Here is a 21,961-nt window from a genome sequence, read left to right on the forward strand (position 1 = left end):
GTCAGTTGGGGCCCGCCTGCGCGGCGGCGTCGGCGGCCGCCGCGCGCATCCCCACCGCGGCCAGATCGTCCGACACGGCTCGCAGCGCCGCCGCGTCGCCGGCGGTCAGCGCCTGCGCATGGGCCAGCGCGAGCTTCCCTGCGGCGCAGTCGATCTCGCCGCAGATCCGGGACAGCGGATCGACCGCGCGGGTGTCACCGAGCCGCACGGCCTCGTGCCAGACGCGCACCGCCACGGCCCGCTGCCCGCCGCGCTCGGCCATCCGAGCGGCGTCGCGGGCGGCGGCCACCGCGCCGTGCTTGTCGCGCATCGCCGCCAGCCGCCATGCCCGCGCGACGCCGAGTTCCGGCGCAAAGAGCGCGGACTTGGTTCCGTGTCGGGATTCGGCCCTGCCCAACGTCTTTCCCGCGGCGGCGATATCGCCCTGCTGGGCCAGCGCGGTCGCCAGCAGCGTCAACGACAGCGGACCCCACGAATAGCCGGTGCGTTCCAACGTGGCGGCCGCCGGGCCGAGTAGCGCCGCCGCTCGGGCGAATTCACCGTCGGCGAGCAGCACGTGGGCCAGCAGCACCTCGCCGATCGCGCGGCCCGGCTGCTGCAACTCGGCGAAATCCGTGAACTGCTGCGCGAGTTCCCGTGCCGCGTCGAGCCGGGCCGCCATCAACAACGCGGTGGTCTGCCCCAGTCCGATCGTGAAGCGCAGCAATCCGGGATGTTCCGCGGCCAGGGCGCGCTGGGCCAGCTGCTCGACGGCGTCGAAGCGCCCCTGTCGCGCCGCGCACAGCGCCGCCGCGCTGGCCGCCCAGGCCACCGCCTGGTCGTCGGCTTCCGGAGCGGCCAGCACCTCGCCCGCGACCTTCACGGCGTGCCCGACGTTGCCGGCGTTCATCGCGAACGTGGCGCTCAGCGCGTCGAGCGTGGTGCGCGCGCCCGGATCCGAGACGCGATTGCGGATGGTGCGCAAGAACGCGGTCGCCCGCTCGGGCTCGCTGAGCATCCAGAACTGGTTGGCGGCGCGCAACAGCGTCCAGTCCATCAGGGCGGCTTCGGTCAACGCGGCGGGGTCCAGGCCGGCCAGCACCGCGTCGGCCTCGCGGCCGCGACCCTGCCACGCCAGAGCGTGTGCCAGCGCCAGCCGTGCCGCCAACCCGCCGGAGCGCTCCAGAGCCGAGGAGGCCAGTCGTTCACCGAGGGCGAGGTCGCCCAGGCGAAGGGCCTGCTGCGCGGCGACGACCACCTCGGCCGTCGGCTGCGGGGCGTCGCTGTCCAGGGCGAGCGACGCCAACCGGAGCCGGTCGCTGAGGTGGTCCGACGGATGCTTCGACAGCAGCCGCACCAGCTCGGTGCGTCGTTGCCGCGCGCCGTCGCGGCCGAGCGCGGCCCGCGCCCGCTCGGCAAAGAGCGGGTGGGCCGTGTACACCACCGGGTCGTCCGAGGCCCCGCCGCGCGCCCGCGTCTCGACCGCCCCGCAATCGGTCGCCTCGCCAACCGCTTCCGCGCCGGTCAGGGCGCCAAGATCGGCGAGCGACAGTGGCTCCGCGACGGCGAGGTAGTCCAGCACCGACCGGGCCGCGGCGGGCATCTCGCCGAGGAACGCGTCGACCTGGGCCGCTGTCGTCATCCCGCCGGGCGGTTCGATGTCGATCCGGGGGAGCAACCCGTCGGCCCACAGCGCCGCGATGGCGTCGGGAGAAGGCTCGGCGCGGCCGGTGACGATCATCCTGGCCGCGCCCGCCAGCGCGAGCTGGTACACCAGCGTCGCCGACAGGATGTCCAAATCGTGGGCGTCGTCGACGACCAGCAGCAGGTCGTCACCGTCCAGCGATGCCCTGGCGGCGCGCAACAGCGCGGCCGGCTTGCCGAGGTCGGCGATGCGCACCAGGTGGCTGAACGCGCCGAACGGCACGGCGCGTTCGGTCGGGGTGCCGGTGACCCAGCGGATGCGCGTGCCGGGGTGCCGGTGGCCGAAGCCTTCGGCGGCCATGCGGGCCAGCGTGGATTTGCCGCAGCCGTCCGGCCCCAGCACGACGGCGCCCCGCCCATCCGCGAGCGCCGCGTCCAGCCGCTCCAGGGCCGACGCGTGCTCCGGAACGTTCCATCGAATCGGCATCGCCGGATTTTATTGCGCGCGGTGTGCGGCCCGCAGCAAGCTTGGTCTACCTTTCGTTGTATGCGCCCGGAACGTCAGCCATCAGGCGACTGGGCGGTGTGTGTGTACTGCGCGTCCGGCCCGGAACATCCCGAATTGCTCGCGGTCGCTGCCGAACTCGGCGAGGCGATCGCTGAGCGCGGCTGGACCTTGGTGTGGGGCGGGGGCCGGGTTTCGGCGATGGGCGCGCTGGCAACCGCGGCGCGCGCCCGCGGCGGGCGGACCGTCGGCGTCATCCCTCAGGTTCTGATGCGCGTCGAGATCGCCGACGCCGAAGCCGACGAGCTGATCGTCACCGAGACCATGTACGAGCGGAAGCACGTGATGGAAGAGCGTGCCGACGCGTTCATCGTGCTCCCCGGCGGCGTGGGCACCCTCGACGAGTTGCTGGACTCGTGGACCACGGGCTACCTCGGCCTGCACGGCAAACCCATCGTCATGCTGGATCCGCTGGGGCATTACGAGGGCCTGTGGCTCTGGCTGTGCGGACTGCTCGACAGCGGGTACATCTCTCAGCCGGCGATGGACCGGTTGTTGCTGGTCGACAAGGTGAGCGCGGCCGTGGAGGCGTGCGCGCCCGACTGAGGCCGCCGGCAACTAGGCGATCCCTACTAGGCTGACCGCCGAGTTGCTTACGCAGAATCGAGGAATGACTTGTCCGATCACGACGGCGGAGCGCGCACGGCGGTCAAACTGACCGATATCGCATCTCGGGCGCCGGGTCTGCTGGCCGATATGCCGGTGATCATGCGCGGGGCGATGACCGGGCTGCTGACCCAGCCGGGTTCGAAGAAATCGATCGGCACGGTGTTTCAGGAACGGGCGGCCCGCTACGGCGACCGGATCTTCTTGCGGTTCGGCGATCAGCAACTGACCTACCGCGACGCCAATGCCGCCGCCAACCGGTACGCCGCGGTGCTGGCCGCGCACGGCGTCGGCCACGGCGACGTCGTGGCGATCATGCTGCGCAACTCGCCCAACGCCGTGCTGACGATGCTGGCCGCGGTCAAGTGCGGCGCGGTCGCCGGGATGCTGAACTACCACCAGCGCGGCGAGGTTCTGGCGCACAGCCTGGGCCTGCTCAAGGCGAAGGTGTTGATCGCGGAGACCGACCTGGTCAGCGCGGTGGCCGAATGCGGCGGCTCGGGCGACACCGAGACGATGACGGTGGAGGACCTGGAGCGATTCGCGGTCAGCGCCCCGGCCACCAACCCGGCGTCGGCATCGGCCGTGCACGCCAGGGACACCGCGTTCTACATTTTCACCTCGGGCACAACGGGATTCCCCAAGGCCAGCGTGATGACCCACCTGCGGTGGCTGAAGGCGCTTGCGGCGTTCGGCGGCATCGGGCTGCGGCTGAAGAGCTCCGACACGCTGTACAGCTGCCTGCCGCTGTACCACAACAACGCGCTGACCGTCGCGTTGTCCTCGGTGATCAACTCCGGGGCGACGCTGGCGCTGGGCAAGTCGTTCTCGGCGTCGAAGTTCTGGGACGAGGTCATCGCCGCCGAGGCCACGGCGTTCATCTACATCGGTGAGATCTGCCGATACCTGCTCAACCAGCCACGCAAGTCCACCGACCGCACGCACCAGGTGCGGGTCATCGCCGGCAACGGGCTGCGACCGGAGATCTGGGACGAGTTCACGAATCGGTTCGACATCCCCCGCGTCTGCGAGTTCTACGCCTCCAGCGAGGGCAACACCGCGTTCATCAACGTCTTCAACGTGCCCCGGACCACCGGCGTCTTCCCGATGCCGCTGGCCTACGTGGAGTACGACCCCGACACCGGAGCCCCGCTGCGCGACGACAACGGGCGGGTGCGCCGCGTGCCGCCCGGGGAACCCGGCCTGCTGCTCAGCCCGATCAACCGGCTGCAGCCGTTCGACGGCTACACCGACAAGGAGTCAAGCGAAAAGAAGTTGGTGCGCAACGCGTTCCGTGAGGGCGACGTGTGGTTCAACTCCGGCGACGTGATGAGCCCGCAGGGCATGGGGCACGCCGCGTTCGTCGACCGCCTCGGCGACACGTTCCGGTGGAAGGGGGAGAACGTCGCCACCACGCAGGTGGAGGCGGCGTTGGCGTCCGACGAGTCGGTGGAGGAATGCACCGTTTTCGGTGTCGAGATTCCCCGCACCGGCGGCCGCGCCGGCATGGCCGCGGTCAAGCTGCGCGACGGCACGGAGTTCCACGGCAAGTCGCTGGCCCGCGCCGTGTATGGCCAGCTGCCCGCCTACGCGTTGCCCCTGTTCGTGCGGGTGGTCAAGTCGCTGGAGCACACCACGACGTTCAAGAGCCGCAAGGTGGAGCTCCGCGAGCAGGCCTACGGGTCTGACATCACGGACCCGCTGTACGTGCTGGCCGGCCGCGACGAGGGGTACGTGCCGTACTACGACGAATACCCCGACGAAGTGGCCGACGGTAAGCGGCCGCAGGGCTGACGCCCCGTTCTCGACGACCGTGCGCCCGGCCGCACAGCCCATCCCCGGGCCGGGCGCGCCGCGGTGACCAGGCACCATAGACGTGTGCAATCAACCTGGTGCGGCCGTCCGGTCGCCGGCGATCGCCCAATGATCATGGCGATCGTCAACCGCACCCCCGACTCGTTCTACGACAAGGGTGCGACTTTCAGCGATGAGGCCGCCCGGGCCGCCGCGCACGGGGCCATCGCCGAGGGCGCCGACGTCATCGACGTCGGCGGGGTCAAGGCGGGCCCGGGCCACGAGGTCGATGCGGACACCGAGCTCGCCCGGTTGATTCCATTCATTGAATGGCTGCGCGGCGCCTATCCCGACCAGCTCATCAGCGTCGACACCTGGCGCTCCAAGGTGGCCAAGGCGGCCTGCGCGGCCGGGGCGGACCTGATCAACGACACCTGGGGCGGTATCGACCCGGGCCTGGCCGAGGTCGCCGCGGAATTCGGCGCGGGCCTGGTGTGCTCGCACACCGGCGGGGCGCTGCCCCGCACGCGCCCGTTCAGGGTGAGCTACGGAACCACCACGCGCGGCGTGGTCGACGACGTCATTCGCCAGGTCACCGCCGCCGCCGAGCGCGCGGTCGCCTGCGGGGTGGCCCGGGATCGGGTGCTGATCGACCCGGCCCACGACTTCGGCAAGAACACCTTCCATGGGCTGCTGCTGTTGCGCCACCTGGACGATCTTGTTAATACCGGATGGCCTGTGCTCATGGCTTTGAGTAACAAGGACTTCGTCGGGGAGACTCTGGGGGTGGAATTGACCGAGCGGCTCGAGGGAACGTTGGCGGCCACCGCGCTGGCGGCCGCTGCCGGTGCCCGTATGTTCCGCGTGCACGAGGTCGCCGCGACCCGACGGGTGCTGGAGATGGTGGCTTCCATCCAGGGAATACGCCCGCCGGCGCGCACGGTGAGGGGACTGACATGACGGCATCCGACCTGGTCGGCGACCTCACCGACGACGCGGTGCCGGCCACCCGGCCCGGCGACACGTGGCTGTCCAATCGCAGCTGGAACCGCCCGGGCTGGACCGTCGCCGAGCTCGAGGCGGCGAAGGCGGGGCGGACCATCTCGGTGGTGCTGCCGGCCCTCAACGAAGAAGGAACCATCCAATCCGTGGTCGAAAGCGTCTCGCCGCTGGTCCGAGACTCCGGGGGGCTGGTCGACGAGCTGATCGTGCTGGATTCCGGCTCGACGGACGACACGGAGATCCGCGCCGTCGCCGCCGGCGCCCGGGTCGTCAGCCGTGAGCAGGCGCTGCCGGAGGTGCCGATCCGGCCTGGCAAAGGCGAGGCGTTGTGGCGCTCGCTGGCCGCCACCAGCGGTGACATCGTCGTGTTCGTCGACTCCGACCTGATCAATCCGCACCCGATGTTCGTGCCGTGGCTGGTCGGCCCGCTGCTCATGGGCGACGGCGTCCACCTGGTCAAGAGCTTCTACCGGCGGCCGCTACAGGTCGGCGACGTCGGGGGCGCCGCGGGCGCCACCGGCGGTGGGCGGGTCACCGAGCTGGTGGCCCGGCCGCTGCTCGCGGCGCTTCGGCCGGAGCTGGGCTGCATCCTGCAACCGCTCGGCGGGGAGTACGCGGCGACCCGCGAACTGCTGACGTCGGTGCCGTTCGCGCCGGGCTACGGCGTGGAGATCGGCCTGCTGCTGGACACCTTCGACCGGCTGGGGTTGGGGGCCATCGCCCAGGTCAACTTGGGTGTGCGCGCGCACCGCAACCGGCCGCTGGCCGAGCTGGGCGCGATGAGCCGCCAGGTCATCGCGACACTGTTCTCGCGCTGCGGGGTTCCCGATTCCGGGGTCGGGTTGACGCAGTTCTTCGCGGTTGGGCCCGAGGGGCCCGAGGGTCAGAGCTACACCCAGCACACGTCTCCGGTGTCGCTGGAGGACCGTCCGCCGATGAAGGCCCTGAGGCCGCGCTGAAGCCGCGCTGCTTGGTCGCGGGGTCGGCGGCATAGGGCAGTATCGACGACGTGGCGTTGGTGTTGCTTTACCTGGTGGTGTTGGTGCTGGTGGCGATCGTGCTGTTCGGCGCGGCGAGTCTGCTGTTCGGTCGCGGTGAACAGCTGCCGCCCCTGCCGCGCGGGACGACCGCGACGGTGTTGCCCGCCTACGGTGTGACCGGCGCCGACGTGGACGCCGTCAAGTTCACCCAGGCGCTGCGCGGATACAAGACCAGCGAGGTGGACTGGGTACTGGACCGGCTCGCCCGCGAGCTGGAGGCGCTGCGCGGCCAGCTGGCCGCGGTGTCCGCGCCCGCGGTGGCCGAGGACGATTCCCAACCCGTGGAACCCAAGGACGGCGAGGATCGTCAGGACTAGATGTGAGCGATGACGGGCTGGTTCGGTGTAGCTGGGCGGCCATTCGGCCCGGACCCGATTGCGAGTTGTACCGCGACTACCACGACCAGGAGTGGGGCCGCCCGGTGCACGACGGGGTGGCGCTGTTCGAGCGGATGAGCCTCGAGGCGTTCCAGAGCGGGCTGTCGTGGCTGATCATCCTGCGCAAGCGGGAGAACTTTCGGCGCGCCTTCGCCGGGTTCGATTTCGAGCAGATCGCCGGCTACACCGATGCGGACGTGCAGCGGTTGATGGCGGACACGGGCATCGTGCGCAACCGGGCCAAGATCGACGCGACCATCGCGAACGCGCGCGCGGCCGCTGAGCTGGGAACTTCGGCGGACCTCTCGGAGCTGCTGTGGTCGTTTGCGCCCCCACCGCGCCCCAGGCCGGCGGACGGCTCCGAAGTTCCCTCGGCCACCGCGGAATCCAAGGCCATGGCGCGTGAGCTCAAGCGGCGCGGGTTCCGCTTTGTCGGGCCGACCACCGCCTATGCGCTGATGCAGGCGACCGGCATGGTCGACGACCACATCCGGGGTTGTTGGGTGCCTTCCCCGCGCTGACAGTGCGTGCGGGCAACCGGCCTTCAGCGCACGCTAAGCCCGGAGAACCGGGTCTTTGTACAACTCGTGACCTGGATAGGGAACAATAGGGGGGTGATTTGGCAGTTCGATGTCGGGTATGGCTGGAAAATCGCTGGCGGGGCATGCTCGGCGCCGACCAGGTCCGCAACGGCGGACCAGCTCGAACCTGGAGGGAGCACTCGATGGCGGCGATGAAGCCCCGGACCGGAGACGGTCCTCTGGAAGCAACCAAGGAGGGGCGCGGCATCGTGATGCGGGTACCACTTGAGGGAGGCGGTCGACTGGTCGTTGAGCTGACGCCCGACGAAGCCGCCGCCCTCGGTGACGAACTCAAGGGTGTCACAAGCTCCAGCTAAGGCCCGCCGGCGGACCGCGGGGCTACGCACACACCTTCCGGTAGATGTCCAGGGTTTGCTCGGCGACGCGGGCCCAAGAGAATTCCTCTATGCAGCGCTGACGTCCCGCCTCGCCGTAACGCTTCGCCTTTTCAGGGTCGGCGACGAGCGCGTTGACCGTTTCGGCGAGCCTGGCCTGGTAACCGGTCGGGTCGCCGGCGTCGTAGTGCGCGAGCGAACCGGTCACCCCGTCGAGGACCACCTCGGGTATCCCGCCGACATCGGACGCCACCACGGCCGTCGCGCACGCCATCGCCTCCAGGTTCACGATGCCCAGCGGCTCGTACACCGAGGGGCATACGAAAACCGTTGCTGCCGATAGTATTTCGCGTATCTCGCCGATCGGCAGCATTTCTCTGATCCAGAACACGCCCTGCCGATCGTGGGCCAGCCGCGCCACCCCGGACCGAATCTCCTCGGCGATTTCCGGGGTGTCGGGGGCACCCGCGCACAACACCACCTGCACCCCGGGGTCGAACTGGTGCGCCGCCGCCACCAGGTGGGCGACGCCCTTCTGCCGGGTGATCCGGCCGACGAACGCCACCGTGGGGCGGTCTGGGTCGACGCCGAGTTCGGCCAGCACCGACCCGGCGTGCGTCGGCCCGGCCGGATGCCAGACGTCGGTGTCGACCCCATTGCGGATGACGTGCACGACGCTGGGGTCAAGGGCGGGGTAGACGCGCAGGATGTCTTCGCGCATCGCGGAGCTGACGGCGATGACGGCGTCCGCTGCCTGCACCGCGGTGCGCTCCACCCACGTCGACACCTGGTAGCCGCCGCCGAGCTGTTCGGCCTTCCACGGCCGTAGCGGCTCGAGCGAATGCGCCGTCAGGACGTGGGGGATGTCATAGAGCAGCGCCGCCAGATGACCGGCCATGCCGGCGTACCAGGTATGCGAGTGCACGACGGTGGCCGCCGACGCGGCGTTGGCCATCATCAGGTCCGCGGACAACGTCGACAGCGCCGGGTTGGCGCTCCGCAAGCGCGGATCGGACTGGTGCACGATGGCGTTCGGCCGCGGCGCACCCATGCAATGCACATCGACCGCGCACAATCGGCGCAGCTGGGCGACCAGTTCCGTGACATGCACACCGGCTCCCCCGTAGACCTCTGGTGGGTATTCCCGAGTCATCATCGCCACCCGCATACCCGCACGGTAGTTCGGTCGCAACGAGGTGCGCGAGTCGGGGCCTGGGCAATCGGTGACCGGCTCGGGGGACCAAATACCTTGACAGACAGCCGCACAGAACACTCGAAATAGCGCCGTCCCCCTGGCAGCGCCTCGCGGGGGCCGATAGGTTTGAACCATGAGGGAAGCGCCACACGTGCTGGGCATTGTCCTGGCCGGCGGTGAGGGTAAGCGGCTATATCCGCTGACCGCGGATCGGGCCAAGCCCGCGGTTCCATTCGGCGGCGCATATCGGCTGATCGACTTCGTGCTGTCCAACCTCGTCAACGCGCGCTACTTGCGGATCTGCGTTCTCACTCAGTACAAGTCGCATTCACTGGACCGTCACATTTCGCAGAACTGGCGGCTGTCTGGTCTGGCGGGCGAGTACATCACCCCCGTGCCCGCGCAGCAGCGCCTGGGCCCCCGCTGGTACACCGGCTCCGCCGACGCGATCTACCAGTCGCTCAACCTGATCTACGACGAAGACCCCGACTACATAGTCGTTTTCGGCGCCGACCACGTATATCGGATGGACCCCGAGCAGATGGTCCAGTTCCACATCGAAAGCGGGGCCGGCGCAACGGTGGCCGGCATCCGGGTGCCGCGCGGCGAGGCCAGCGCGTTCGGGTGCATCGACGCCGACGATTCCGGCCGCATCCGCGGTTTCATCGAGAAGCCGTTGGATCCACCCGGCACACCGGACGACCCCGAGGCGACGTTTGTGTCGATGGGCAACTACATCTTCACCACCAAGGTGCTCATCGATGCGATTCGCGCCGACGCCGACGACGACCACTCGGATCATGACATGGGCGGTGACATCATTCCGCGCTTGGTGGACGACGGAATGGCCGCGGTTTACGACTTCAAGGACAACGATGTGCCGGGCGCGACCGATCGCGACCGGGGATACTGGCGCGACGTGGGGACGCTGGACGCGTTCTACGACGCGCACATGGACCTGGTCTCGGTGCACCCGGTGTTCAACCTCTACAACAAGCGCTGGCCGATTCGCGGCGAGTCCGAGAACCTGGCACCGGCCAAGTTCGTCAACGGCGGCTCGGCGCAGGAGTCGGTCGTGGGCGCCGGCAGCATCATTTCGGCGGCTTCGGTGCGGAACTCGGTGCTGTCGTCCAACGTCGTGGTCGACGACGGCGCCATCGTGGAGGGCAGCGTGATCATGCCCGGCGCCCGGGTCGGCCGCGGCGCGGTGGTACGCCACGCCATCCTGGACAAGAACGTCGTCGTCGGGCCCGGCGAGATGGTCGGCGTGGATCTGGAGAAGGACCGGGAGCGCTTCGCGATCAGCGCCGGCGGTGTGGTCGCGGTGGGCAAGGGCGTCTGGATCTAGTAAGCACTACCGGGGGATCTCCGGGATCAGCAGGTGCGCGTCGTAGTGCGGGCCCCAGTGCAGCTTGACGCGGCCGCGGGGCGAGCCGGCGTAGGCCGCCGGGAGCTGGCCGGTGAGCGGGTTCCTGGGGCACAACCAGCGCCCTGCCACCACCAGCCGCAGCTGCTCACCGGCGCGGAACAGCGTCGCCGACGGGCCCAGCGCCACCTTGACCTCGACGACCTCATGCTTGGCGACGGGCAGCGGGTCGGTGCACGACGCGACGGGTTCCCACGGCCGCGAGAGGTCGGCATCCAGCGCGCGCAGCGAGACTCGCTGCCAGCCGGTGCTCACCCGGTCGCGGGCGTAGCCGTACGACCCCTCGAACCCGACGAACCGTCCATCGCGCCACTTCTCCACGCCGACGAACAGGTTGGCGTCGTCGCAGTCCTCCAGTTCGACCCACAACCGCGCCGCCATCGGGCCGGTCAGTTCGACATCCGCGGAAACCGTCCAGCTGAATGCAACTGCGTTGGAACGGTTTTCGAACGCGACGCTGCCCGACCCGGGCGGCCGTTGGGCGGTCAGCGCGCCGTTCCCGCCCAGATACAAAGGCCGCCAACGAGTCCGGGCCAGCGGCCATTCGGCCTCTTCGCGCACTACCGCGACGGTGTCGCGGTCTTCGCGGACCTCGAGGCGGACACTGCGGGAACCGGGCGACCCGTCCAGCACTTCGCGGAAAAACCTCAACTGCTCGGTCAGCGCGGGCTCGGAGTAGAAGGTCGCCCACTTGCCGGCCCGGTGGGTGTAGAGGCGGGCGTGGCCGGAGCCGGCGTGCGTGAACGCGCGGATGGAGCCGCGGCTGTGCAGGTTGTTGTCGGAGAAGCTGCCGCACACCAGCATGGGCACTTTGATCGCGGAGAGGTCCGGGACCAGCGAGCGCCAGAACTCGTCGCGCAGCGGGTGGGCGTCCTGCATCCGTTCCAGGTCGTAGGTCTGCCGAGTGTCGCGGCGCACATTCCGCGACCACATCCGGGTGAACCCCGTCTCGCGGACGCCGCCCGGGAAGGTCAGGTCGCGATAGGCGTCCGTGAAGCCCTCCCACGGGCAGATCGCCCGCAGTGCCGGCGGTTGCAGCGCCGCAACGGCGTACTGGCTGATGGCCAGGTACGACACCCCGAGCATGACGACCCGTCCGTCGCTCCATGGCTGCCCCGCGATCCACTCCACCAGGTCGTAGGTGTCCTCGGCCTCCTGACGCGACAACAGGCGTCCGGTGCCATCTGAGCGACCGCAGCCGCGCGAGTCGGCATTCACCACGACGAAGCCCTGCGCGGTCCACCACGCCGGATCGGGCGCCTCCCAACCGGTCAGCGCCGAGAAGCGCACCGGCCGCGGCTGGCGCAGGATCCGGTACTGCACGGAGAACGTCCACCTGTTGCCGCGCCGCTTCGGCATATTGTCCTTGCCATAGGGGTGAATGCTGAGAATCACCGGGCGGGCGCCGGTATCCAGTTGCCGGAAAACGTTGACCCGCAACACCGTTCCGTCGCGGGTGGGCACGCCTACATCGCGTTCGACATCAAGCTCGGCCGGTGGATCGGTCACCGTGACAGGGGGCTTGACGACGCCGCGTATCCGGCTCATCGCATACCGAAGCGCGCCGGGGCGGCGCCACGGGCGATCCCGGGCGGGCGCGCGATTGGGGGCCACGCGAATACCCTAGGCGCGTCGGCTAGGCCGCTACCAGACGTTCGGCAACAACCGATAGCGCACCCGTTGCCGGTATTCGCGGTATCCGGTCAACTCCTGGGTGAGCAACTCCTCCTCGTCGAGGATGCGGAGGACGAGCAGGATGCAGCCCGGAATGACGAAGATCAGTCCCCAATAGGAGCCGAGCGCCAACGGCATGCCGACCATCATGATCACGTTGCCGACATACATGGGGTGGCGCACGTATCGATACAGACCGTCGGACACCAGCGTTTGGCCCGACTCCACTGTGATAGTGGCTGCGGCATAACCGTTTTGGACTATCACCAACATGGCGATTCCGAGTCCCACCGCCACCAGGACGTCACCGAGCACGGACAGCCACGCCGGCACGGACGACCAGCCGAACCGGTGATCGAACGCGCTGAGCACCATCGCCGCGAGCAGGACCAGAAACGAGCCGGTGATGATGAATTTTTGGGCCGCCCGGGGTTCGGCCCGCGGGCCCGCATTCATCCGGCGCTGCAGGGCCGCGGGATTGTTCCGCGCCAGGTAGACGACGGGGACGATCGTAGCCGTCATGAACACGCCGATGAAAAGCCATGCCTGCCAATAACGGAACGTGCCGGCCGGTAGGAAGAGGATCAAGCCGAAAGAGAGGATCCCCCAGATCGATCGCACCGTCACGCGGATACCGGTTTTCACAGCGCTCCTAATTACGCAGATCGCGGCGTCGGAAACCCATGACGCCGAGGATAACGAGTCCGGCGTCGATGGCTAATAGCCACAGCAGTGGCGTGGCGGTGAAATCCGAGCCGACCCGGGGAATGTGGGCGAACGGTTCCAAGTCGAGCAGCCACTGCGAGAAACCGGCCAACGAGCCGATCAGGTACAACGCGATGAATCCGACCAGGACGCCCCATGCTATGGGCGTGAATCGTGGTGCCAGGCCGAACAGGGCGATAGTCACCGCGGACAACAGCCAGACTGCGGGCAGTTGCACGGCCGCGCTTGCCACGACGACCGCCACCTTGCCGCCGAGGTCGCCGGCGGCGGCGCCGTAGACGAGTCCGCCGGCAAAACCGCTGACCAGCATCGCCGCCGAGGATCCGGCCAACGCCGCCAGCAGGTGGCTCGTCAGCCAGCGGGTTCTCGACACCGCACCGGCCAGCGTCGCTTCGGCGCGTTGGCCCGCTTCCTCCTGGTGCAAGCGCAACGTCAGCGAGACGGCGAATGCGGCGGCCGCCATCCCCATCATCGTGAACGCGACGGCGATGAAGGCTTCCTCCAAAGCGCTGGTGCCGCCCATCCGGACGATGATGTCCCGCGCGGCGTTGCTGCCGCCGAGCTCATCGCCGATGCCGTGAACCACGCTGCCCATCAGGACGCCGTAGAGGCACAGCCCCACGGTCCAGAGCAGGAGCGCTCCACGGTCCAGCCGCCACGCCAGCCCGAACACGTTGCCCAAGGCGGGCGCGGCGGACCCGGGACCGGGGCGTTCGGCGAACAACCCGGCGCCGACATCACGGCCGGCGAGCAGCCGGTATGCCGCCGCGGTGAGCATGGCGGTCGTCGCCAGATGCAGCGCCAAGATCGACCAGTGATCGCCCGCGTAGGGCCGGACCTGCAGCGACCACCCCAACGGCGAGAGCCACGACAGCGCACCGGAACCGGCGTCGCCGACGGCGCGGAGCGTGAAGGCGGCCGCCAGGACCGCGAACGCGGCGCCGCGGGCGAACCGCGCGCTCGGCGACAGTTGCGCGGTCACCGCGGCGACGGCGGTGAACACCAGGCCGGAGGAGGCCAGCGCCGCGCTGAAAGCGAGCGACCCCCCGGGTGGGACGTCGGTTGTGAGCAGTCCGGCCGCGCCGATCACCCCGATCGCGATAGAGGCCCCGAACGACAACAGCAGTGCGGCGGTGAGGCTGGCGTAGCGACCGACGGCGGTCGAGTCCACGAGCTCTGTTCGGCCCGCCTCCTCGTCGGCCCGGGTGTGCCGGATGACGGTCAGGATGACGGCAACCGCGATGAGCAGGTGGAACATCCCGGCCTTCCAAATGCCAACGGCCCCAAGGCTGTCGTTGTAGACCTGCCCGTAGAGCGCGCGCTGCGCGGGGCTCGCCATGATGGAAGCGGCGAATCCGGCCCGGGCGGACTGGGTGGGATAAACTTTTTCGATGCTGCCGACGTACACCGTTGCCAGCGGCACCGACAGCAGGAACACCCACAGCGGCAGCGAAATTCGGTCGCGGCGCAAGTAGAGGCGCAGCATCCCCAGCGTCCCGGCGAAGTTCGAGCCGCGTTGCGGCGCGGGGTGTGCCGGACGGTGTGACCGATCCAAGGTGGCGGTGGTCATGATGCGGACACCTTGTCCGCCGTGTCGTAGTGGCGCAGGAAGAGCTCCTCGAGCGTCGGCGGCTGGCTGACAAGGCTGCGCACGCCGGCGTCGCCGAGCGCCCGGATGAGTTCCCCGAGGCTCTCGCCGTCGACCTGAGCGCGCAGGGTGGTGCCCTCGACGCTGACGTCCTCCACCCCCTTGATGCGAGTGAGGTCGCCGGGGTCGCCGGTCAATTCGGCCTTGATCGAGGTGCGGCTCAGATGCCGCATCGAGTCCAGCGAGCCGCTCTCGACGGTCTTGCCCGCCCGGATGATGGTCACCCTCTCGCACAACGCTTCGGTCTCGGCCAGAATGTGACTGGACAACAACACCGTCGCGCCGCGATCGCGCGCCTCGGCAACGCACTGCTGAAAGACGTTCTCCATCAAGGGGTCCAGGCCGCTGCTCGGCTCATCCAACAGCAACAGGCGGGCGCGTGAGGAGAAGGCGGAGATCAGCGAGACTTTTTGTCGGTTGCCCTTCGAGTAGGTGCGCGCCTTCTTGTGCGGATCGAGGTCGAAGCGCTCGATCAGCTCGGCCCGACGCTTGCGGTCGAGGCCGCCGCGCATGCGGGCCAGCAGGTCGATGGTCTCGCCACCGGTCAGCGTCGGCCACAGCGTGACATCGCCTGGCACGTAGGCGATCTGGCGGTGCAGTGCGACAGCGTCCGTCCACGGGTCGCCGCCCAGTAGCCGCAAGCTGCCGCCGTCCGCTTTGACCAGACCCAGCAGGATGCGGATGGTCGTCGACTTCCCGGCGCCGTTGGGGCCGAGGAAGCCGTGCACTTCGGCTTCGCGCACGGTGAGATCAAGGCCGTCCAGCGCGCGCACCGTTCCGAAGTTCTTTGTCAGATGGCGGATTTCGATGGGCGCGACATTGTCAATCGGCATTGGTTTCTCCTTCGTCATCTGCGGCCAGGAATGCGTCGTACATGGTGCGGTCGACCATCAGTCCTTCGGTGTAGATCTCCAGCGCGGGCAGCACCATTTCGCCGGCGTAGTCGCGCAGGACGGCGCGGATGTCCGTTGGTGTTTCGTGCATCTGCAGATAGAGCAAGAAGCCGCCACCGCCCGTGATGCCCAGATACCGCGCCCGGGCGCGGGGATTCCGACTCGGTTTTATGGTGCCCGCCCGCACGCCCTCATCCAGGTACTCTTCGGCGTTGTCGATCATCCTGCGCCACAACATGTTTGCCAGCTCACCGCCCGACTGCATGCTGCGAACCAGGTAGGCCATCATCGGCGCGTACGACTCGATCTCGGCCAGCTGCGCAAACCAGGTGGCAGGGTCGTTCGATTTAAGTGCCTCGGACTTGCTGCTGCGGATCTCTTCGGCGATGTAGTCGTCACACGCCTTGCGTAGGCCGTCCTTGGAACCGAAGTGGTGAATGACCAGCGCGGCGCTCACCCCCGCCGCCTCGGCGATCGCGCGCAACCCCACGCCGAATCCGTGCTCGCCGAACTGCTCGATGGCCGCATCCCGGATCCGGGCGGCCGCGGTCAGGTCGGCTGAACGCATGTTCAGTACGCTAAACGCTCGTTCAGTCGCGAGTCAAGGAGGTATCGCGTGAAGAATTCATAAAGGTGGGTTCGTTGCGGTCGTTAGCGCGGGTGGTCGGGCGCGGCGGGTCGCCACCGTCAAGGCTAGTCGCGCACCGCCGCCAAAATGCCGTCGCCGAGTGGCACCAGGGCCGGGGTGAGCCGCTCGTCCTCTGCGATAAGACGCGCCGCTTCCCGCACCGCGACCACCTCCGCGTCGCGGGCGGCCGGGTCGCCGGCTCGGCCGCCAAGGGCGGCGCGGTGCACCACGATGACGCCGCCGGGTCGCAGCAGCCGGACGCCCTGCACGACGTAATCCGGCTGGTCAACCGGGTCCGCGTCGACGAACACCAGGTCATAGGACTCGTCGGCGAGGCGGGTGAGGACATCTTGGGCTCGGCCGCTGATCAGCCGGGTGCGCGACGGCCCGATGCCGGCTTCGGAGAAGGCTTGCTTGGCGAGCCGCAGATACTCGGGCTCGATGTCGATTGTCGTCAAGACACCGTCGTCGCTCATGCCGGACAGCAACCAGAGCCCGCTGACGCCCGCGCCGGTACCCACTTCCGCGACGGCCTTCCCGCCGCTGAGCTTGGTCAGCAGGCTCAACAGCGCACCGACAGCCGGCGTTACCGCCCCTGCACCGATGTCCACGGCACGCTCGCGGGCGGCCGCCAGCAGCGCGTCTTCGGAGATCGACCCCTCAGCGTGTGCAGACAGGGATTCGGCTCGACTGGGCGCCGCCAGGCCGGGGGTTTCTGCGTCGGTGCCGTCCATGCCCCGCAGCGTATTCCACTTCGGTGCGCACCCCGGCATGGCGCGCCTAAGCTGCACCGTTACGACACGCCCGGCGAAGCCGCTGCGTTTAAGTTCACGCCGCGGCGGATATCTCCTGCACAGCGCTGGTAACGATCCGGTTTCTCAGCCTCAACTCAGACTGTTCATATATCGCACATACGCCGATACCCGACGGTGTCCCTATGGATCGCGCGGCGCGTTGGCACGGGAATACGGACCGGCGGCTACGTGTTGCCGCGGGTAACGACTTGTCGCTTCTCGGCAGGACGGATTCGGAGGATCTGATCATCACGACGCTTTTGGGCCCGACCAGCATGTCGCACGCGCAGGACTGCCCCGCGGACGACTGGGTGGAGCCGTCCGACGGGTTGCAGGGCACGGCGGTTTTCGATGCGACCGGGGACAAGTCCACGATGCCCTCGTGGGACGAGCTGGTGCGTCAGCACGCCGACCGGGTGTACCGCCTGGCCTATCGCCTCTCCGGCAATCAGCACGACGCCGAGGACCTCACCCAGGAGACGTTCATCCGGGTTTTCCGGTCGGTGCAGAACTATCAGCCGGGAACGTTCGAAGGCTGGTTGCACCGCATCACCACCAACCTCTTCCTCGACATGGTGCGTCGCCGCGCCCGCATCCGGATGGAGGCGCTGCCCGAGGACTACGAGCGGGTGCCCGCGGACGAGCCCAATCCCGAGCAGATCTACCACGATTCACGGCTCGGGCCGGACCTGCAGGCGGCCCTGGATTCGCTGCCGCCGGAGTTCCGCGCCGCGGTCGTGCTGTGTGACATCGAGGGCCTGTCCTACGAGGAGATCGGTGCGACGCTGGGCGTGAAGCTCGGCACCGTGCGTAGCCGCATCCACCGCGGACGTCAGGCACTGCGCGACTACCTGGCCGCCCATCCCGGTGCCCATGGGGACGCACTGCACGCCGAGCCGGCGTAGCGGGTGAACGCCCGAATCGACACAGCCGTGTCGACGTGAGCCAGCGGTTTTGCGGTCTTGAGATGCGCTATTGCGCACCGCCTCGCGCTACATTCGAGGGGTAGGCGCTACGAAAGGACCCGGTGATGGCCGATCGAGGAGGACACCTCTTCCGCCGCGCGTTCTCCTGGCTTCCCGCACAGTTCGCCTCCCAGAGCGATGCGCCCGTCGGCGCGCCGCGCCAGTTCGGCTCCACCGAGCACCTCTCCGTCGAAGCCATCGCGGCGTTCGTTGACGGTGAGCTGCGGATGAACGCGCACCTGCGGGCGGCACACCACCTGTCGCTGTGCCCGGAATGCGCGGCCGAGGTCGACGACCAGAGCCGGGCCCGAGCGGCGTTGCGCGACTCGCATCCGATCCGGATCCCCAGCACGCTGCTCGGGATGCTCGCTGAGATTCCCTACGATTCGCCCGACGACGTGACCAGCCGGACCTCCGACCGTTTTGCTGATCGCGATGCCCGTGAGCAGCGCAAGCGCCCGTAGCTCGCCACCTTCTCGCCGAACTCCCCGTGGTTGATCCCGCCGAATTTTGCGCACCCCGCCCGTGCGCTCATGGGCCACCGGCGCCGAACCGTGGATACTAGGGTGGACACGACCACGCCGGTGTCGGCTATATCGCCCGGTGAAGGGCCTGTCTCGAGCGCTCAAGAAGAGGATCCAAAGGGGTAACGTGACCTCCGATCAAGGCAACGACAGCGGCAAGAACAGCGGCAACCGCTTAGCGCCGCGCCCCATCTCGCGTCCGCCGGTCGACCCCGCATCGCGTCAACTGTTCAGCCGCCCCGACGGGCTGCGCGGATCCTTCGTGGCCGACCGTGTCCGTCCGCAGAAGTATCGGGACCAGGCCGAGTTCCGGCCGCACGAGGAACCGGCCGACCCGGTCCTTCAGGAGGCGTTCAGCCGGCCGGTCGGGAGTCCCGACTCGCTGCAGCGCCACCCCGTCGACGCCGGTGCGCTGGCGGCCGAGAAAAACGGTGCCGAGCCGGACGAGCTCGACGATCCCTGGCGAGACCCGTCGGCGGCCGCGGCGCTGGGCACTCCGGCGGTCGCCCCGTCGGGACCGCGGGGGCCGCAGGGCTACGGCGGCAAGCTCGGTGTGCGCGACGTGCTGTTCGGCGGCAAGGTGTCCTACCTGGCGCTGCTAGTCTTGCTGCTCATCGCGCTGCTCATCGGCGTGATCGGCGGGGTAGTCGGCCGCAAGACGGCCGAGGTCGCCGAGGCGTTCACCACCTCGAAGGTGACGCTTTCCACCAACGGCAACGGCGAAGGGCCCGCAGGCCGGTTCGCCAAGGTGGCCGCCGCGACCGCCAACGCGGTGGTGACCATCGAGTCCAAGAGCGACCAGGAGGGCATGCAGGGCTCCGGCGTGGTGATCGACGGTCGCGGCTACATCGTCACCAACAACCACGTGATCTCCGAGGCGGCCAACAACCCCAGCCAGTTCAAGACGACCGTGGTGTTCAACGACGGCAAGGAAGTGCCCGCCAACCTGGTTGGGCGCGACCCCAAGACCGACCTGGCCGTGCTCAAGGTCGACAACGTCGACAACCTGAGCGTCGCCCGGTTCGGCGACTCGGACAAAGTGCGCGTCGGCGACGAGGTCCTTGCGGCGGGTGCGCCGCTGGGGCTGCGCAGCACCGTGACCCACGGCATCATCAGTGCGCTGCACCGACCCGTGCCGTTGTCGGGCGAGGGCTCGGACACCGACACCGTCATCGACGCTCTGCAGACCGACGCGTCGATCAACCACGGCAACTCCGGCGGCCCGCTGATCGACATGGATTCGCAGGTGATCGGCATCAACACCGCGGGTAAGTCCTTGTCCGACAGCGCAAGTGGGCTGGGCTTCGCCATCCCGATCGACGAGGCGAAGATGGTGGCCCAGACGCTGATCAAGGACGGCAAGATCGTGCACCCGACGCTCGGGATCAGCACCCGGTCGGTGAGCAACGCCATCGCCTCCGGCGCGCAGGTCGCCAACGTGAAGGCGGGAAGCCCGGCGCAAAAGGGCGGGATCCTGGAGAACGACGTGATCGTCAAGGTCGGCAACCGCACGGTCGCCGACGCCGACGAGTTCGTGGTCGCGGTGCGCCAGCTGACCATCGGCCAGGACTCCCCGATCGAGGTGGTCCGCGACGGCCGGCACGTCACCCTGACCGTCAAGCCCGATCCCGACGGCAGCTAAATGTTCGGGAGCCTGAGCTGGGAGCACATCCTGGTCCTCGTCGTGGTCGGGCTGGTGGTCCTCGGCCCGGAGCGGCTTCCCGGTGCTATCCGCTGGACGTCGAACGCGCTGCGGCAGGCGCGGGACTACCTCAGTGGGGTGACAACTCAGCTGCGCGAAGACCTCGGGCCCGAGTTCGACGATCTGCGCGTCCCGCTGAGCGAATTGCAGCGGCTGCGGGGGATGACGCCGCGCGCCGCGCTGACCAAGCACCTGCTCGACGGCGACGATTCCTTCCTCACCGGGAACTTCGACACGCCGGTCAACAAGACGGCCGCGGCCACTCCGCCCGAGCCGTCGACGCCGCGCCCGACGCATGCTCCCGGACCGACGCCCTTCGACGCCGACGCGACCTAGCGCGGCGGAAGCCGGGCGAAGCGGGTCGCCACCATCGGATCAGCGTGGCGATCGCAAGCGCGGCGGAAGCCGGGCGAAGCGGGTCGCCACCATCGGATCAGCGCCGCGTCGGATCCAGGCCGAGCGACACACCGGCCAATCCACGCCGTCGCGATGACAGGTTGTCGGCCACGCTGCGCAGTTCCTTGCCCGCCGGGGAGTCGGGGGCGCTCAGCACGATCGGGGTGCCTGAATCGCCCGCGGCCACCAACGCGGGGTCCAGGGGGATCTGGCCCAGCAGCGGCACTTCGGCACCGATCGCGCGGGACAAGCGTTCCGCCACCTGACGGCCGCCGCCCTCGCCGAACACCTGCATCGTCGAGCCGTCCGGCAGCGTGAGGCCCGACATGTTCTCCACGACGCCGGCGATGCGCTGCCGGGTCTGCATCGCGATGCTGCCCGCGCGCTCGGCGACCTCGGCGGCGGCCAGCTGGGGCGTCGTCACGACCATGAGCTCGGCGCTGGGGATCAGCTGAGCCACCGAGATGGCGATGTCGCCGGTGCCCGGCGGCAGATCCAGCAACAGGACATCCAGATCGCCCCAATAGACGTCGGCCAAAAACTGCTGCAACGCCCGGTGCAGCATGGGTCCCCGCCACACCACCGGTGTGTTGCCCTCGGTGAATTGGGCGATCGAGATGACCTTCACCTCGTGGGCGATGGGCGGCAGGATCATCGACTCGACCTGGGTCGGCCGGTCGGTGGTACCCATCATCCGCGGGATGGAATGGCCGTGGATGTCGGCGTCGAGCACGCCGACCGACAGTCCACGCGCGGCCATCGCGGCGGCGAGGTTGACCGTGACGGTGGATTTTCCGACCCCGCCCTTCCCGGACGCGACCGCATAGACCCGCGTCAGCGAGTTCGGCTGGGCGAAGGGGATGACGGGTTCGCGAACATCGCCGCGCAACTGCTTGCGCAGTTCGGTGCGCTGCTCGTCGTTCATCACGTCCAGGGTGACCTTCACGGCCCCGGTGCCCGGAACGTCGGAGACCGCCTGGATGACCCGCTCGGTGATTTCCGTCTTCTTCGGGCAGGCGGCGGTGGTCAGGTAGATCGCCACGTGCACGGCACCGTCGGGCTCGGTGTCAATGCTCTTGACCATCCCCAGTTCGGTGATCGGGCGCCGTAGTTCGGGGTCGATCACCTTCCCCAGTGCGGTGCGGATTGCTGCGCTCAAGTCGGCAGTGTCATGACGAGACATCACCGCCGAGTGTAGGCGCGCGTGCTGGGGCCGTTTGGCGGCGACCCGCTAGGCCGGTCAGCCGCCGGCAGTGGGGCCCGGCTGCTTCGGCACCGCCGCGTTCGGCGGACCGGCCGGCTTGGGTGCCGGTGCGGGCGGTGGTGCGACGGCGGGTGGTGCGGCCTGCGGGTCCGGCGGCGGCGGTGGCCCCTGCGGCGGGGCGGGCGGCGCGGCCACCATCGCGCGGTAGACGTCGGCATCGGACATGGCCACGGCCCCGGGCCGCAACGTCTGCACCTTGCCGA

At 68.9% G+C, this 21,961-nt stretch carries 22 protein-coding genes; 12 read left to right on the top strand and 10 right to left on the bottom strand.

Annotated features, from left to right (window positions below; all coding sequences use genetic code 11):
- Window position 1: 1 nt before the first annotated feature.
- The gene (locus A5678_RS07525; protein WP_068040429.1) at window positions 2–2,110 is read right to left on the bottom strand and encodes an AAA family ATPase; all 2,109 of its coding nucleotides are present in this window, start codon (window positions 2,108–2,110) and stop codon (window positions 2–4) included.
- Window positions 2,111–2,170: 60 nt separating this feature from the next.
- Here A5678_RS07525 and A5678_RS07530 point away from each other — a divergent pair, with 60 nt between their 5' ends.
- From A5678_RS07530 to A5678_RS07560, 7 genes are all read left to right on the top strand, one after another.
- The gene (locus A5678_RS07530; protein WP_068040431.1) at window positions 2,171–2,734 is read left to right on the top strand and encodes a TIGR00730 family Rossman fold protein; all 564 of its coding nucleotides are present in this window, start codon (window positions 2,171–2,173) and stop codon (window positions 2,732–2,734) included.
- Window positions 2,735–2,803: 69 nt separating this feature from the next.
- Window positions 2,804–4,588, top strand: coding sequence for a long-chain-acyl-CoA synthetase FadD6 (fadD6, locus tag A5678_RS07535; protein ID WP_068040433.1), 1,785 nt, complete (start codon window positions 2,804–2,806; stop codon window positions 4,586–4,588).
- 129 nt (window positions 4,589–4,717) lie between these two features.
- On the top strand, window positions 4,718–5,548 hold the full coding sequence (folP, locus tag A5678_RS07540; protein WP_231983606.1) for a dihydropteroate synthase: 831 nt from the start codon (window positions 4,718–4,720) through the stop codon (window positions 5,546–5,548).
- Window positions 5,545–6,549: a glucosyl-3-phosphoglycerate synthase gene (locus A5678_RS07545; protein ID WP_068040435.1), complete on the top strand. Its 1,005-nt coding sequence runs from the start codon at window positions 5,545–5,547 to the stop codon at window positions 6,547–6,549. The genes folP and A5678_RS07545 overlap by 4 nt, the downstream gene beginning before the upstream one ends.
- A gap of 50 nt (window positions 6,550–6,599) precedes the next feature.
- Window positions 6,600–6,947, top strand: coding sequence for a DivIVA domain-containing protein (locus A5678_RS07550; RefSeq protein ID WP_068040437.1), 348 nt, complete (start codon window positions 6,600–6,602; stop codon window positions 6,945–6,947).
- Between the two features lie 2 nt (window positions 6,948–6,949).
- The gene (locus tag A5678_RS07555) at window positions 6,950–7,528 is read left to right on the top strand and encodes a DNA-3-methyladenine glycosylase I (protein ID WP_068040440.1); all 579 of its coding nucleotides are present in this window, start codon (window positions 6,950–6,952) and stop codon (window positions 7,526–7,528) included.
- A gap of 203 nt (window positions 7,529–7,731) precedes the next feature.
- Complete coding sequence (locus A5678_RS07560; RefSeq protein WP_003878471.1) at window positions 7,732–7,905, top strand: DUF3117 domain-containing protein; 174 nt, start codon at window positions 7,732–7,734, stop codon at window positions 7,903–7,905.
- A gap of 22 nt (window positions 7,906–7,927) precedes the next feature.
- Here A5678_RS07560 and glgA read toward each other — a convergent pair whose 3' ends face one another.
- A complete protein-coding gene (glgA, locus tag A5678_RS07565) occupies window positions 7,928–9,091 on the bottom strand; it encodes a glycogen synthase (protein WP_068040442.1) in 1,164 nt (387 codons plus the stop codon).
- A 160-nt stretch (window positions 9,092–9,251) separates the two neighbouring features.
- On the opposite strand from glgA, the gene glgC reads away from it, so the two are divergent.
- Window positions 9,252–10,466, top strand: a complete 1,215-nt coding sequence (glgC, locus tag A5678_RS07570; RefSeq protein ID WP_068040444.1) for a glucose-1-phosphate adenylyltransferase — start codon at window positions 9,252–9,254, stop codon at window positions 10,464–10,466.
- A 6-nt stretch (window positions 10,467–10,472) separates the two neighbouring features.
- On the opposite strand, the gene A5678_RS07575 is transcribed toward glgC, so the two are convergent.
- From A5678_RS07575 to A5678_RS07600, 6 genes are all read right to left on the bottom strand, one after another.
- Window positions 10,473–12,158 carry a CocE/NonD family hydrolase gene (locus A5678_RS07575; protein ID WP_068040446.1) on the bottom strand — a complete coding sequence of 562 codons (1,686 nt, stop codon included), beginning with the start codon at window positions 12,156–12,158 and terminating at the stop codon, window positions 10,473–10,475.
- A 30-nt stretch (window positions 12,159–12,188) separates the two neighbouring features.
- Window positions 12,189–12,863 carry an isoprenylcysteine carboxylmethyltransferase family protein gene (locus A5678_RS07580; RefSeq protein ID WP_068040448.1) on the bottom strand — a complete coding sequence of 225 codons (675 nt, stop codon included), beginning with the start codon at window positions 12,861–12,863 and terminating at the stop codon, window positions 12,189–12,191.
- A 7-nt stretch (window positions 12,864–12,870) separates the two neighbouring features.
- Window positions 12,871–14,514 (bottom strand): ABC transporter permease, encoded by a 1,644-nt coding sequence (locus A5678_RS07585; RefSeq protein WP_156746801.1) that lies wholly within the window; start codon window positions 14,512–14,514, stop codon window positions 12,871–12,873.
- Entirely contained in the window at window positions 14,511–15,425 is a 915-nt protein-coding gene (locus A5678_RS07590; RefSeq protein WP_068040451.1) for an ABC transporter ATP-binding protein, read from the bottom strand. Before A5678_RS07590 ends, A5678_RS07585 begins: the two co-directional genes overlap by 4 nt.
- Complete coding sequence (locus A5678_RS07595; RefSeq protein WP_068040453.1) at window positions 15,415–16,053, bottom strand: TetR/AcrR family transcriptional regulator; 639 nt, start codon at window positions 16,051–16,053, stop codon at window positions 15,415–15,417. Before A5678_RS07595 ends, A5678_RS07590 begins: the two co-directional genes overlap by 11 nt.
- Window positions 16,054–16,178: 125 nt before the next feature.
- On the bottom strand, window positions 16,179–16,847 hold the full coding sequence (locus tag A5678_RS07600) for an O-methyltransferase (protein WP_068040455.1): 669 nt from the start codon (window positions 16,845–16,847) through the stop codon (window positions 16,179–16,181).
- 203 nt (window positions 16,848–17,050) lie between these two features.
- Here A5678_RS07600 and sigE point away from each other — a divergent pair, with 203 nt between their 5' ends.
- From sigE to tatB, 4 genes are all read left to right on the top strand, one after another.
- Window positions 17,051–17,812 carry an RNA polymerase sigma factor SigE gene (gene sigE, locus A5678_RS07605; RefSeq protein ID WP_068040457.1) on the top strand — a complete coding sequence of 254 codons (762 nt, stop codon included), beginning with the start codon at window positions 17,051–17,053 and terminating at the stop codon, window positions 17,810–17,812.
- 125 nt (window positions 17,813–17,937) lie between these two features.
- Window positions 17,938–18,336: an anti-sigma E factor RseA gene (gene rseA / locus A5678_RS07610; protein WP_068040459.1), complete on the top strand. Its 399-nt coding sequence runs from the start codon at window positions 17,938–17,940 to the stop codon at window positions 18,334–18,336.
- 187 nt (window positions 18,337–18,523) lie between these two features.
- The gene (locus A5678_RS07615; protein WP_068040461.1) at window positions 18,524–20,038 is read left to right on the top strand and encodes a S1C family serine protease; all 1,515 of its coding nucleotides are present in this window, start codon (window positions 18,524–18,526) and stop codon (window positions 20,036–20,038) included.
- Complete coding sequence (gene tatB, locus A5678_RS07620) at window positions 20,039–20,434, top strand: Sec-independent protein translocase protein TatB (RefSeq protein ID WP_068040463.1); 396 nt, start codon at window positions 20,039–20,041, stop codon at window positions 20,432–20,434.
- A 97-nt stretch (window positions 20,435–20,531) separates the two neighbouring features.
- Here the strand turns inward: tatB and A5678_RS07625 are convergent, their stop codons facing one another.
- Together A5678_RS07625 and A5678_RS07630 are read right to left on the bottom strand one after the other, a co-directional pair.
- Window positions 20,532–21,677 (bottom strand): Mrp/NBP35 family ATP-binding protein, encoded by a 1,146-nt coding sequence (locus tag A5678_RS07625; RefSeq protein ID WP_156746802.1) that lies wholly within the window; start codon window positions 21,675–21,677, stop codon window positions 20,532–20,534.
- 57 nt (window positions 21,678–21,734) lie between these two features.
- On the bottom strand, window positions 21,735–21,961 hold a 227-nt coding region (locus A5678_RS07630), incomplete at its 5' end, for a hypothetical protein (RefSeq protein WP_231983601.1).

Source organism: Mycobacterium sp. E2733 (assembly GCF_001667585.1).
Taxonomy (GTDB): domain Bacteria; phylum Actinomycetota; class Actinomycetes; order Mycobacteriales; family Mycobacteriaceae; genus Mycobacterium.

What these genes read in the sequence shown, in the direction of transcription:
- A5678_RS07525 (WP_068040429.1), bottom strand. Translation starts at nt 2,110, where the DNA reads ATGCCGATTCGATGGAACGTTCCGGAGCACGCGTCGGCCCTGGAGCGG.
- A5678_RS07530 (WP_068040431.1), top strand. Translation starts at nt 2,171, where the DNA reads ATGCGCCCGGAACGTCAGCCATCAGGCGACTGGGCGGTGTGTGTGTAC.
- folP (WP_231983606.1), top strand. Translation starts at nt 4,718, where the DNA reads ATGATCATGGCGATCGTCAACCGCACCCCCGACTCGTTCTACGACAAG.
- A5678_RS07545 (WP_068040435.1), top strand. Translation starts at nt 5,545, where the DNA reads ATGACGGCATCCGACCTGGTCGGCGACCTCACCGACGACGCGGTGCCG.
- A5678_RS07560 (WP_003878471.1), top strand. Translation starts at nt 7,732, where the DNA reads ATGGCGGCGATGAAGCCCCGGACCGGAGACGGTCCTCTGGAAGCAACC.
- glgA (WP_068040442.1), bottom strand. Translation starts at nt 9,091, where the DNA reads ATGCGGGTGGCGATGATGACTCGGGAATACCCACCAGAGGTCTACGGG.
- glgC (WP_068040444.1), top strand. Translation starts at nt 9,252, where the DNA reads ATGAGGGAAGCGCCACACGTGCTGGGCATTGTCCTGGCCGGCGGTGAG.
- A5678_RS07585 (WP_156746801.1), bottom strand. Translation starts at nt 14,514, where the DNA reads ATGACCACCGCCACCTTGGATCGGTCACACCGTCCGGCACACCCCGCG.
- A5678_RS07590 (WP_068040451.1), bottom strand. Translation starts at nt 15,425, where the DNA reads ATGCCGATTGACAATGTCGCGCCCATCGAAATCCGCCATCTGACAAAG.
- A5678_RS07595 (WP_068040453.1), bottom strand. Translation starts at nt 16,053, where the DNA reads ATGCGTTCAGCCGACCTGACCGCGGCCGCCCGGATCCGGGATGCGGCC.
- A5678_RS07600 (WP_068040455.1), bottom strand. Translation starts at nt 16,847, where the DNA reads ATGGACGGCACCGACGCAGAAACCCCCGGCCTGGCGGCGCCCAGTCGA.
- sigE (WP_068040457.1), top strand. Translation starts at nt 17,051, where the DNA reads ATGGATCGCGCGGCGCGTTGGCACGGGAATACGGACCGGCGGCTACGT.
- rseA (WP_068040459.1), top strand. Translation starts at nt 17,938, where the DNA reads ATGGCCGATCGAGGAGGACACCTCTTCCGCCGCGCGTTCTCCTGGCTT.
- tatB (WP_068040463.1), top strand. Translation starts at nt 20,039, where the DNA reads ATGTTCGGGAGCCTGAGCTGGGAGCACATCCTGGTCCTCGTCGTGGTC.
- A5678_RS07625 (WP_156746802.1), bottom strand. Translation starts at nt 21,677, where the DNA reads ATGTCTCGTCATGACACTGCCGACTTGAGCGCAGCAATCCGCACCGCA.